General features: G+C 66.8%; 9 protein-coding genes, 1 tRNA gene and 4 pseudogenes. 7 read left to right on the top strand and 7 right to left on the bottom strand.

Annotated features, from left to right (window positions below):
* The 4 genes and pseudogenes from ACZ7OY_RS25250 to ACZ7OY_RS25235 all read right to left on the bottom strand — a co-directional run.
* Positions 1 to 722: ISAzo13 family transposase (locus ACZ7OY_RS25250; protein WP_471913461.1), on the bottom strand; the 722-nt coding region annotated here is incomplete at its 3' end.
* Positions 723 to 833: 111 nt separating this feature from the next.
* Positions 834 to 1,118: pseudogene (locus ACZ7OY_RS25245) on the bottom strand (transposase); the annotation flags it as partial.
* A gap of 67 nt (positions 1,119 to 1,185) precedes the next feature.
* Positions 1,186 to 1,259, bottom strand: a tRNA-Met gene (locus ACZ7OY_RS25240).
* A gap of 47 nt (positions 1,260 to 1,306) precedes the next feature.
* Positions 1,307 to 1,510: a cold-shock protein gene (locus ACZ7OY_RS25235; protein WP_471913460.1), complete on the bottom strand. Its 204-nt coding sequence runs from the start codon at positions 1,508 to 1,510 to the stop codon at positions 1,307 to 1,309.
* Positions 1,511 to 1,829: 319 nt separating this feature from the next.
* Between ACZ7OY_RS25235 and ACZ7OY_RS25230 the strand changes: the two are divergent.
* Positions 1,830 to 2,078: pseudogene (locus tag ACZ7OY_RS25230) on the top strand (VOC family protein); the annotation flags it as partial.
* 485 nt (positions 2,079 to 2,563) lie between these two features.
* Positions 2,564 to 2,773: a DUF6243 family protein gene (locus tag ACZ7OY_RS25225; RefSeq protein WP_392620364.1), complete on the top strand. Its 210-nt coding sequence runs from the start codon at positions 2,564 to 2,566 to the stop codon at positions 2,771 to 2,773.
* 602 nt (positions 2,774 to 3,375) lie between these two features.
* On the opposite strand, the gene ACZ7OY_RS25220 is transcribed toward ACZ7OY_RS25225, so the two are convergent.
* Complete coding sequence (locus ACZ7OY_RS25220; RefSeq protein WP_471913459.1) at positions 3,376 to 5,103, bottom strand: glycoside hydrolase family 27 protein; 1,728 nt, start codon at positions 5,101 to 5,103, stop codon at positions 3,376 to 3,378.
* Positions 5,104 to 5,941: 838 nt separating this feature from the next.
* Entirely contained in the window at positions 5,942 to 6,526 is a 585-nt protein-coding gene (locus ACZ7OY_RS25215) for a hypothetical protein (RefSeq protein WP_471913458.1), read from the bottom strand.
* Positions 6,527 to 7,329: 803 nt separating this feature from the next.
* Here ACZ7OY_RS25215 and ACZ7OY_RS25210 point away from each other — a divergent pair.
* From ACZ7OY_RS25210 to ACZ7OY_RS25200, 3 genes and pseudogenes are all read left to right on the top strand, one after another.
* A pseudogene (locus ACZ7OY_RS25210) lies at positions 7,330 to 7,939 on the top strand (IS701 family transposase); the annotation flags it as partial.
* Positions 7,940 to 8,207: 268 nt separating this feature from the next.
* Positions 8,208 to 8,915 (top strand): YoaK family protein, encoded by a 708-nt coding sequence (locus ACZ7OY_RS25205; RefSeq protein WP_471913457.1) that lies wholly within the window; start codon positions 8,208 to 8,210, stop codon positions 8,913 to 8,915.
* Between the two features lie 16 nt (positions 8,916 to 8,931).
* Positions 8,932 to 9,034: pseudogene (locus ACZ7OY_RS25200) on the top strand (IS5/IS1182 family transposase); the annotation flags it as partial.
* A gap of 163 nt (positions 9,035 to 9,197) precedes the next feature.
* Here ACZ7OY_RS25200 and ACZ7OY_RS25195 read toward each other — a convergent pair.
* On the bottom strand, positions 9,198 to 9,635 hold the full coding sequence (locus tag ACZ7OY_RS25195; protein WP_471913456.1) for a hypothetical protein: 438 nt from the start codon (positions 9,633 to 9,635) through the stop codon (positions 9,198 to 9,200).
* 484 nt (positions 9,636 to 10,119) lie between these two features.
* On the opposite strand from ACZ7OY_RS25195, the gene ACZ7OY_RS25190 reads away from it, so the two are divergent.
* Both ACZ7OY_RS25190 and ACZ7OY_RS25185 read left to right on the top strand, forming a co-directional pair.
* Positions 10,120 to 10,497, top strand: a complete 378-nt coding sequence (locus tag ACZ7OY_RS25190) for a transposase (protein WP_471913477.1) — start codon at positions 10,120 to 10,122, stop codon at positions 10,495 to 10,497.
* Between the two features lie 565 nt (positions 10,498 to 11,062).
* Complete coding sequence (locus ACZ7OY_RS25185; RefSeq protein ID WP_471913455.1) at positions 11,063 to 12,094, top strand: HEAT repeat domain-containing protein; 1,032 nt, start codon at positions 11,063 to 11,065, stop codon at positions 12,092 to 12,094.
* The last annotated feature ends 64 nt before the right edge of the window (positions 12,095 to 12,158 follow it).

Raw genomic sequence — 12,158 nt, 5'->3', positions numbered from 1 at the left:
CAGCCGGTGTCGGCCGCCAGGTCGTAGATTCCATAAGGGATGGCCTTGCCCAGCTGCGGGTCGGCGAAGTCATGGACGCGCACCAGCACCGGATCCCCCGTCGGACGCCAGGAACGGCCCGCGTTGCGGAAGTTGCCGACCAGCTCCTTCTTCTTGGTGTCCACGCTGATCACCGGCTGGCCGGCGTCCCGGTGGTCGCGTGCCTGCTCGTTGAGATACCTGAACTGGGCATCCCGGTCGGCATGCTGGCTGCCCTCAAGCGTCTTGGCATTGGCCTGCAGGCGAAAACTCTCCTGCCGCAGCAGGCCGGCGACGGTGTCCGCACCGACCCGGTGCCCCTGCCGGGTCAGCTCGGCCGCCAGCGTGCGGGTCGACTTCGTCGTCCACCGCAGCGGCGACATCGGATCCCCGCGTTCGTCCGGCTCGACCAGGCCCAGCAGTGCAGTCCGCAGTCCAGGGTCGAGGTCCGCGACGCATTTGCGTCCGCCGCCCGGCCGCCGCACCCGCCCCGGCAGACACTCGCCCACCTCCAGGTCAGCCATCCCCTTGCGGACCGTCGTCTCGCTCACCCCGGCCGCCCTGGCCGCAGCCCGGACACCACCGTGCCCCAGCCCGCGGGCCTCCGCCGCCATCAGCAGCCGCCGCTGCCGCTCGTTCAGATGCGGGAACAACACCGCGAACTTCACGGCAAGTTGCTCACGAGTCACGTTCGGGATGCGCATACGACACCAACGAGCCCCAGCCCCGAAAGCAACACGTTAATGATCGGCAGGCCCTTAGCGTTGTCCCGTAAATGACCTACGGCATGCTGGTTGACCAGCTTCGTTTCCTGGTCACCCGGCGAGGGCGAGGTTGTGGAGGCGGGCTATGCCGAGCATGGCGTGGTGGACGCCATCGCCTTTCAGACGGCAGTCGCGGAGGATCTTCCAAGTCTTCATTCGGGCGAAGGTGTGCTCGACGCGGGCGCGGACTTTTCGGTGGGAGCGGTTGTGGTCCTCTTTCCAGCCCGGGAGCTCGGCCTGGCCGGGCTCCCGGCGGTGCGGAATGACCAGGCCGGTGCCCCGGTAGCCGCCGTCGGCGATGACCGTGGTGCGGCCGATTGCGGCCTTGGCAGCGGACAGCCCTCACCGCTCCTGGGACGGCGCAACGGGAGAGGGGCCCGGCTGATGCCGGGCCCCTCATTCGTAGCGGGGACAGGATTTGAACCTGCGACCTCTGGGTTATGAGCCCAGCGAGCTACCGAGCTGCTCCACCCCGCGTCGGTGATGCCACTCTACACGAGGCTCCGCAGGTCAGCGGGGGGACGTCAGCCGCGGACGATGTTCTCGGCCTGAGGGCCCTTCTGGCCCTGGGCGACGTCGAACGTGACCGCCTCACCCTCGACCAGCTCGCGGTACCCATTGCCGGAAATGTTCGAGTAGTGAGCAAAGACGTCCGGTCCGCCGCCGTCCTGAGCGATGAAGCCGAAGCCCTTCTCAGAGTTGAACCACTTCACGATGCCGCTGGCCATACTGCGTCCTTCGATCTTGCCGGGGTACCCGACAGGGTGAGTAGCCGCGTCTTCCACGGCTGGAAGACGCCCGGCAGCCGTTCTACCCCAGCAAGAGCTCCGTCATTCGATCACCGTCCGTGAATCGGATGATCGGTGCGGTCCGACAGGCGACCTCGTCGACCCGGACAACCGTCGCCCCGGACGACCGCATCCGAATACTTCACGCGATCCCGCACGCAGGAGCGGTATTGCGCAGGCCGGACGTTGCCGCCTTGCGCGGTCTCCCCCGTACCACCGGGACACCGCCTTTCAGCGGTCGCGAACCTGGCAGATGCCGTCGACCAGGTGCTCCCCCGGCACCTTCACGCAGATGGCCTGGAAGGTCGAGGACAACGAGGCGGTTGTGTCGAGTTGCGGCGGCACGGCGGTGGTCTTCGACGAGGTCGGCCTACCCGGCCTCCACACGCGGGACGCCATCGCCGAGATCGACGGCAACTACCCGAGCAAGGGGGCCCGGGGCGAGCGCGGCGCCTGGTTCCGGGACAGCGAAGGGCACCTGCTGGGCATCGGCCAGTCGGTGCCGTGACACGGCGAGTTCACGGTCCCTCAAGGCAGCGAATCCAGTGACCCGGTGAGCTTGCGTCAGATCCCCGATTCGCCCCCGCCAAGGACTATGCAACACTCCGCACACAGCATGCGCCTTTCTGTCACCGCCGGCGGGATCGACCGCCACCATGCCCTGAGGCGATACCTGGACCGGGCGAAGGGTGCATGAACGGGTCATGACATCAGCCCGGCGAGGGCGTGACAGGAATGGCGCTGCAACGCACCCGCCGGCTCTGGAAGGAAACGGCTGTCCCTGGGCGCTCACCGAAGGCCCGGCCGACGTCGGGACGGCGAAAGTCTTGGTATGCGGAGCCGACGGGACCAGGTAACGTGTTGCTCATGTTCTTCCAGACGCCGATTTACGAGTGAGAGCGTGATGGGCCCCTGCTGACGTCCTTCGACGTCGCCGTGCCCGTCCCCCACCGATGAATCCGTAGATCACTTCACAACATTCCGGGAGAACCCGTGAGCAAGAACATCAACAACCCTGTGGGCATGGGCGGCGGCCAGCGCAAGAAGCTGTCCCGCGCCGAACGGCAGAACAACGGTCCGCACCGCAACCTCGACCGCCAGGGTGCCGCCGACCGGAAGGCGGAGCTGGTGCGCAAGATGCGCGAGAAGGCAGGCACAGCCGAGGGTGCCGGGCAGACGGGCGACAACACCGCACAGAGCTGACGCACCGCCACCGCAGGGTGGCGCCGCACGAGGCAGGGCCCGGACCGCGACACGTGGTCCGGGCCCTGCTGCCGTACCGGGCGCGGCCTGCCCCGCTCAGCTCTCGGCCGAGCACCCGCGTCTCAGCCGACCAACCGGGGCAGCCGCGGATTCAGCAGCCCCGTCACCGCCACTACCCCGAGCTGCACCAGCAGCGTCACCACCAGCGCGTTCCCCGTGCCCAGCCTGGGCGACACCGCCTCGCTGAGGTGGCCAGCGTCGACGCGCGCCAGAGGGCCACTTCGAGTGCGAGTCGGGTGCAGTAAGCCGTCGAGAGAGGTTCGAGTGCCTCCGGCGGCGGGCCCGGTGGGCGGATGGCCGAATTCGGGCTCGGTGTATGAACTTCATCATGTCGCTGACCTGCGAAAATCACATCCCGAAGTCCGAGTGATGCTGGCGCCCTGACTGCGTGACGGGCCGATCGCGGCCCGGCGTACCGGATCCCGTTGGTGGGCACCGGATCCGGGGCGCACCGGACCTACTGTCCGGTCGGCCCCGGTGAGTGCGGGGCCGACCGGTGGGCCGAGACGATGCAAGGGGGCTCGCGGTGTGGCCCGGTTCGTTCAGCTCAGGCGCCACTGTTGATTGGCGCCGCCGTTGCAGCCCCACAGCTCCAGCTGGGTGCCGTTGACGTTACCGGCCGGCTGATCGCCGCCGGTGACGTCGAGGCACAGACCGGACTGGACACCGGTGACCGTGCCGTCGGCGTTCAGGCGCCACTGCTGGTTCGTGCCTCCGTTGCAGGTCCACAGCTCGACCTTGGTGCCCGCGGTGGTCGCGGCGCCGGTGGCGTCCAGGCACTGCGTGCCCCCGTACAACCGCAGTTCGCCGGCCGCGGTCAGGGTGGCCTTCTGGTTGGCACCGCCATTGCAGTCCCAGATCTCGATCTTCGTGCCGGGCGCGGTCTGGTTGTCGAACGCGTCGAGGCAGCGGCCGGAGGAGGCGCCGACCAGGGCGTGCGTGGTGCCGGTGCTGGTCGCCGATCCCGTGGACACCCGGAACAGGACGGTGCCGTGGCCGGGCACAGTGGCCGAGATCGCATCACTGCTGGTGGCCTTCACACGCGACCACAGGTTGTCCAGGCTGTAGCCGTTGGACGAGGCAGGCAGGCCGACCGCCGATGCGGTGGTGGATATGGTGGCCGCGCCGGAGTTCTCGTTGAACAGCGCCACCGACACGTCGCCGTTGGCCAGTGGCTTGGCCAGCACGTTCAGGCCGCCGGCGGCGGATACCTGCACGGCCTGCTTGCCGAGCGTGTCCTGGTCGACCGCGATAACGTCCCGGTTGCCGAGGATGGAGGCGGTGGCGGCAGAGGAGTTGGGCAGGTCGTTGCCTGTGATCAGCGGGGCGGCCATCTCGGCCCAGAGACTGAACTCGCTGCGGTCCTCGGTGAACGACATGCCGCCGTTGCCGACCTCCAGCATGTCGGGGTCGTTCCAGCCACCGGGGCCGGCGTACCGGGCCAGCTTGACGTTGGCGTGAAAGATCGACAGCAGGGAGCCGTAACTGTCGTTGATGTCGCCCGTGGTGCGCCACATGTTGCCGACACTCGCGCCCCAGGTCCAGACGTTGTCGACGCCCCATTCGCACAGGCTGAAAAGGATGGCACGGCCACTGCTGTTGTTGGCCAGGGCGTCGCGCATGGTGGTGTCGCGCTGCTGGGCGGAGGTTCCGTCGTCGTTGCAGTTGTCGTACTTGAGCAGGTCCACGCCCCAGGAGGCGAAGCTGTTCGCGTCGGTCTGCTCGTGGCCGAGGCTGCCGGGGTAGCCGGCGCAGGTCTTGGTGCCCGCGCTCTCGTAGATGCCGAGTTTCAGTCCTTTGGCATGCACGTACGCGGCGGTGCCGCTGATGCCGTCCGGGAACTTGACGGGGTCAGGCACGAGACGGCCGGCGGCGTCGCGACTGCCTGCCATCCAGCAGTCGTCGATGTCGACGTAGGCGTAGCCGGACGCGGCCAGCCCGGAGGAGACCAGGTAGTCGGCGACGGACTCGACCTTCTGTTCGGTGACGTTGCATCCGAACTTGTTCCAGCTGTTCCAGCCCATCGGTGGGGTGAGCGCCAGCCCGTTGGGCAGCGCGTCGGCCTGTGGCGCGGCGCCCAGGACCCAGGCGGCTGACGCGGCGATCAGGGCCAGGACCGTGCCGACCGCGGTACCGGTACGTCTGCGGGCGGACTTACGCCTGCCGGTACCGGCCGAGTCGCACTCGGGGCGGGCAGCGCAGGGTGTCCGGAGCGCACGAGACGCGCGGGATGTCCGCAGTGTGCGGACCATGTGGAGCGTGCGGGGCATGTGGAGGCGCACGTTGTCCTTCTTTCGAATGGGGGCTACCCGATAGGCACTCAGGCCTGCGGACAGGCGTGAATGACCCCCCGTCAGGTGTGTGAACAGCCGACGGAATGACAAAGACGCGTGATGGGTAAGGGTGGAAAGTCTTGGATTCTGTGCGAATGCCGGGGCATACCGTCGCAGTCCACACAGACTCCGTCAAGGGTTTACACAGCAACCGAGGCGAAACCTGGCCACCACCGCTCCAACTTGGAGTGACCGTGCCTGAGGAGGAGCCCCGCCCGTCGGCGCGGCCAGTGGAAATTCCCCAAGTCCCTTGTCCGCGGTCACCGTTGGGTCCTGGCTGCGCACGCGGGCCAAGGGTGCGCTGGGCTTGATCCGCTTTGGCGGACATCTGAGATCAGGAGTTCTGCCCCGGGAAGATGTCCATCATGGAGAGCATGGGGAAGGAGAACCCTCGACCTCGCCGTTCGTTCACGCCGGAGTTCACGGCCTAGATCGTCGAGCTGTGCCGACGCGGTGACCGTTCGGTCGGTCAGATCGCCAAGGACTTCGATCTGACCGAGACCGCGGTGCGGCTGCGAGTCGGCCAAGCCGGGTCGATGTGGGCGAGCGCGACGTCTGACCAGCAGCGAACTTGAGGAACTGGCGACCCTGCGACGGGAGCTTGCCGCAACCCCGGGACGTGGGGGGGGGAGCCTCGGTGGTGGCAGCGTCCAGGGCGTGCTCCGTGTCTTGCGCATGCGCAAGACAGTGGGCCCAGCAACACCCGAACGCGGGTGCTCGCCGCCGCTGGCCGACAGGCAAGCCCAACGGTCAGGCACGTCCGGAGCCGGACTGTTCAGCGGCGGTTTGCCCCGAAGGCTTCACTCTCGCGCAGCACCACGAGTGCGAAGGCGAGGCGCTTGTCCAGCCGGCCTTCCCGCTTGACGAAGTACCACTTGTGGCTCTGGGTCGTTCGCAGGCAGGTCAGTACGGCTTCTCCGTACTCTCCGTCCGGGCCCGCCCCTTCCGCTGCTTCTGCGCCCACCGTCCAGACCACCGGCTTGAGGTCTGGGCCGGAGTCCGTCACTTCGTCGGATCCGAAGGACAGCAGGGAGTCGACGACCCCGTCGAGGACTTGGCCCACCCCGCGGCCCAGGGATGCCCCTGGGCCGCCTCGGGCCCAGTTGCGGGGAGCGATGATGGGTGGATACCCGAGCTGTTCCATCCACAGGCTCTGCTGGGTGAGCCGCTTGGCGACCGGGGTACGGCGGACCGAGCCGAGTTCGAGGCCGGTGGCATCCGTCACCTGGTAGCGGTCGGAGCCGTCCGGGAGCACCGTGCACAGCAGTTGTCGGCTGTCGGCATCCTCAAACAGGCGGAATCCGCCCTTCGGCAGCGGCCGTGCCGGCTCCAGGGGGACAATGTAGATGCCGGGGACCATGTAGTCACCGTCTGCGCGTGTCCTCTTGAACCGCACGGCGTGCGGGCCCTCGCCCCGCTTCGACCGGGCGCCGAGGACAGAGAAAACAGGTCTTCCGTGTTTCCGGGCGCAGATATTTCGTACGCGTCCAAAACCGGATATCCCGGGACCAGGAGGCCCACTTCGCCCTCGCAGAACTCATTGCCGACGCTCATGACGATGGCCTGCCCGACCCTGTGGGCGGTTACTACTCCAGCCGTAGATCGTGATCACAGCGATTGCAGTGTTGGATGATGGTGGTTTTCAGGTCTGGACGAGTCGTTCGGCGTGTCTGGTCTCGTCATTCCGGACGAGGCCAGGCCGTGCGCTGCGGAACCGCCATCGTGTGGCGACACCGTCCGGGCCGTCGAGGCCGGCCCGGGACAGGGCTGCTTCGATCCGGCTGCGTACTTCGGCCTCGGCCGCAGGTTCGGTAGCGAAGAGCACCCGTAGTCGCACCTCGTTGCCAAAGCGCTCCGCGGTGGTGTGGTGGGGCGCGAGTGGGCACGGCGGCTCGTGCTCCCAGTGCCCGCAGAGCGCGACCGTGATGGCTGCTCCGGGGGCTCGCACATCACCGCCCGCTTCCATGGTTACAACCGCGTCGTGGACGAATGCTTGGCGCACCGAGTCAGTATCCACCCGAGTCGGCGGCCACTTGTCGTGCCCGGTTCATCGAAACGGGTGACGCCACCGGTGATCATCGGCGTGTGAAGACAGAAGATCAGGCGATGGCCGCAGGCCTCAGCATAGATCCTGCCCACTGGCAGAAAGCGTTCGAGGTCCTGATGGGCCGTATCGCGGGACGGTTCGCCAGGATGGAACCCCGGCGCCGGGCACGGGCGTTCGTGCTCGGACTGTTGTCGGACCTGCCGCGCAAGGACTGCTGGACACTTGCCGAGCAGGCCGGGGACGCGAACCCGCACGGTCTGCAACACCTGCTGTCGAGGGCCAAGTGGGATGCCGACACGGTACGCGATGACATCCGCAGCTTCGTCGTCGAGCACCTGCACCACGAGGATGCGGTGCTGGTCGTGGAGGAGACCGGCGACCTGAAGAAAGGCACGGGCACGGTGGGGGGTGCAGCGCCAGTACACCGGCACAGCCGGGCGCATCGAGAACTCCCAAGTCGCCGTCCACCTTGCCTACTCGACTCCACTCGGGCATGCGCCAATAGACCGAGAGCTGTATGTCCCGCGTTCATAGACCGAGGACACAGCCCGCTGCCGGGCCGCCGGAATACCCGACAACATCGCCTTCACCACGAAACCCGCCCTCGCAGTCCGTATGATCACCCGCGCGCTGGACGTCGGCGTCTCCGTATCCTGGGTGGCCGGGGACGAGGTCTACGGAGCCAACCCGCACCTGCGCACCGCACTGGAGAAACGGCAGGTCGGCACGGCTAAACGCAATGATGTTGCACTCCACGGGACTCGATCTATGCTGGTTCCAGCAAACCCACGTTTCTGCCCCAGCGGCCCCCAAGCTTCAACCCGGATACCCCGCCTCGCTAGCAGTCACGGCCCGAGATGAGGGTAATCGAGTCTGCCTATTGAGCGCTGGAGTGAGAATTTCGCGCTGCCGAGGACGGGCGGGAAGCCGCACGCGAGAACAAAAAGGAGCGTCACGGAGGTCCCCGACCGGGCGTTTGTGGAGGCTTCATTTTATGGCGACGATCCATCGCCGAACCGATAGCCTGCTCGTTGGGGCGTTGCTCGCCTCAGTAGGCGGATTTCTGGACGCCTACACCTTGATTCGCTTCGGTGTATTCGCGAATTTGCAGTCAGGTAATATGGTCCTATTCTGCCTGCATGCCACAAAATGGCAGTGGAGCACAGCAGCGCTGTCACTCATCCCGATTGGCGCTTTCATCGTCGGTGTGCTTGCCGTAGAAGTGCTCGGTATTTCCGCTGTTAAAAAGTTCGTGCGTCGGCCTCTGCGACTGGTGCTGACCCTTCAGATTCTGCTGCTATCAGCCATCGCGTCGTTGCCCGATCGGACTCCCGTGGCAGTGACAACGGTGACGGTTTCTTTCGTTGCCGCCCTGCAGTTTTCGACCTTCACGACACTGCGCGACGCCCCCTACGCGACCTTGATGACAAGCGGGAATCTCCGCACGAGTATCGTCGCCGCCTATCAGTGGTTCACCACCAGAGAGCCTGCATGTGCGCAACACGCCGGCCGGTATGGCGTCATTGTTGGTGCATTCGCTGTGGGCGCGGCCATAGGTGCCATCTGCACTCGGACCTTCGGCACTGCCGCAATCGCTGTAGCGGCCGCTTTGCTCGTCGCTGTTCTGGCGAGGCTGATTCGCGAAACGCTTCGTCTAGAACGCAGGAAAGCGCACGGACAGTCACGGGGTCACACGCATTGACGTGCTCCCTGGCCTAATAAGCCCTCGCTACGAACGCAACCCCCGCAACTACCTCGCCTTTATCGGCCTCGCCGCCGCCCTCTGCTGCTACAAGCAGGCTCGTCCGCCTCACCACGTAGGACACGGTCTTAGCCCTGACATTGAGCGTAATCGCGTCAGGTGGCGGGTTGACAGCAGGATGGTGTGGCTGACCTGCAATGACGCGGATGTCGCGTGCGGCTTTGGTGAAGGAGCCGGAGCACCTTGCCGGTGATCGAGCAGCTGGGATGGGTGTTCAAGGGATCACAGGCCATTGACGAGGTTGCTCGTTGCCGTTACGAGCAGTGGGAGGCACACCACCATGAAGTACGGGAAGGCTCCCTTTCTGGTTACCCTCGAAGTGATCGTCGGTGGTGCATATCCGGCAGGGTCATACAGTGCATCGAACTCCTCACCCAAACGCACGGGGGTCCGGAAGCTCCCTTCCTTGAACTGGTGGACGTTTCCGTCAGCGTGCGTATAGTTCAGCAGGATGGTGTACAACCCTTTCTCCTCCCGGTTCACGCCCATGCATCTTGCCTTCACCGGAATGCCGCGGCCACGAAGTGCGCGGTAGATACGAATCCCGCGTATGTCCAGCAGGATGAGGGCGACACAGGCGGCAGCAATCACCACGTAGGCCCAGACACTCAAAATTCTTACCCCCCGAAAGAAAGCGTCAACCGGTAGTGAAGACTTCATTGCTGAAGTCGGATCTGGTGCGCGAGTCAGGGCACTTTTCTGGTGGTCGAGAGTACAGGGTGGGGCCGTCGGCTGTCGGCGGTGGCGGATGGGAAGACGCTGGTCGGGCATGCCGGAGCGGTGTTGCTGCGCCGGTACGCGGACCGCACAGGGCTGACGATCGCTCTGGCGCAGGTACTGCCGTCCAGCACGGCAACAGGCTGACGGGAGCGGGCGGCAGCACTGGTTCAACTGGCGGTCGCAATCGCACTGGGGGCGGCGAACCTGTCGGAGGCGAGCAACTCCAGTTACTCACCGGCCGTTATTCGGCCCTATGGCCTCGGAATCCACTGCCCGCCGCGCATTGGCCGCACTCGACGAGGAGACCCTGGCGAAGATCGCCAGGGTGCGGGCCCGGGTGCGTCGGCACTTATGGAGCCTCCTGCTTCTGCGGCCGGACGGTGTCCCATGGCTGACCGCGGCCGGCAAACGGCTGACCGGCTGAATCGTCATCGATCTCGACGCCACTGTTATCACCTCGGCCTCGAAGAAGGCCGGGGCCGCGGCCACCTCCAAGAAGACGTTCGGGTTTCATCCGCTGGCCGCGTGGTGTGCGAACACCGCTGAGTCCCTGGCCATACTCCTGCGCCCCGCCAACGCCGAAGCCAACACGGTGACCGACCACATCGCCGTGCTCACCGATGCACTCGCCCAGATCCCCAGCTCCTCGGCTGCAAAAATCCTGATGCGAGTGGATGGCACCGGAGCCACCCACAGGCTGCATGAACGCTTGGAAGCACTCAACCCCCGGCGACGCACGGTCCGTTCAGTCCCGAACGAGCCCTCCCACTCCCGATCAAAGCGTGGTGTCGGCAGGGGCTGACGGCCGGTGATCCCTGCGGCATGCCCACTGCATGAGGTAGGCGCAAGGGGGTGGGCTGACCGTCGAGCGGCGGGCCTTCCGCGAGAAGTTGAGGATGGAGGCGGCCGAGCGATTCGCCCAGGGCGACGAGAACGCGGAGCTGGCGGACCGCGCGGCGCAGGGCCAGGCGGCGGGCGGGCCGGGTGCGGCGTAGGCGGTCACGACGATGACCGCCACGGTGGCAAACGTGGTGATCGTGCCGACCCAGCAGGACATCAGCAGCACGCCGGTCGGTCAGGAGTATCGATCCCGAAACCGCCCTGGCCGTACTCCGCACCCCGCAAGGCACGCAGGAGGCGCCCGCGTACCAGGACAACCCCAGCAGGAAGCCCCTGGAAGGGTCAGACGACCCAGGCCGGAATCCCTGGACTTTAGGCCAGGGAGCACGTCAAGAATAGGCCTGACGATCATCCATCCGCGTGGCCTGCCCCGGGTGGCTGGCCTCGTGTTCGCCCCGCAGCGCGCGGTGTCTCGGGCCGCCCGGGCATGATCTCTTCCGATCAGACTCGGCGTGGGGTGGTATGACGTGGGCGAGTGGCGAACCGATCCGACGTTCGCGATGTGCCAGGCTCTGGTGGACGGGGCAGACCTGTCCTCGTTCGTGGGCGGTCCGTACGACGTGCGGGCAGTGGTGGCCGCCATCAGGCCCGAGGCCAAGGACGGATTCCTGCTCGACGAAGTCCCCTGGGAGCACTTCCCCCAGGGAGATCATGTCAGGGAGGCCGTTCAGCTGCTGCACACCGGCAACTCGCCCGTTCGCACCGGAGCGGGCGTGGTGAACGGCATGAGCGCCAACGACATGCGGGCCGCCGCCGTGCTCGCCGTACCGTTCCTGATCCGGATCGCCGCCGACACCCGCTACCCTCACCGGGCCGACGCACTCGCCGAAGTCTCCGCCCCCGCCCGCGCCTGCTACTTCGGCGTCGCCTCCCGCGACGCCCTGCTGCTCCACCGCGCCGACATCCAGTACGGCGACCATTACGACGACTACGGCGTCGAGGTGACGGGCTACCCGGCGGGCTGGTCGGTCGCCGCCGCCCGGGCCGCGATCACCGCCGACACCGCCCTCCTGCAACCCCTCCTCGACGACCCCGACCCCGCAATCCGGATCGACGCCGCCTACGCCCTGGCCACCGCCACCGACTCCGATCGCACGGTCCGTGCCGCCTTCCGCACCCGCCTCGCCGCCGAGCAGGACCCGATCGTCCGCGCCGCCCTGGTTCTCGCCATCGCCGAAGCCACCCGCGCTCACCCCCACCCGCCGACCACCGCGTGGATGCGCGAGCAGTGGCGGGACCCGACGCAGTCCCCCGAGGACCGGCTGGCCGCCGCGATCGGCTGGCTCTGCCTCACCGACGAACCCGCCCCCGACGACCTGCGCGCCGCCATCGACGACCTCACCACCGACGACCGCGCCCACACAATGAACGCCCTGCCCTGGATGGCCGTTGCCGCCCACTCCGACGAGACCGGACTACGACGCTGCATCCGCAAGATGCTCCACCCCGAACAACCCGATCCAGCGGGCTACGACGACCCATGGGCCCCACGCTGCTGACAGCGGGGCGGGGTGTGTCTGGAATCCTTCAGACACACCCCGCAGCTTCGGCAGCAGTGCGGGT

The organism is Streptomyces sp. NPDC107559 (assembly GCF_055657365.1).
The sequence above is the reverse complement of the archived record's forward strand: the minus strand, read 5'-3'. Positions and strand labels throughout refer to the sequence as shown.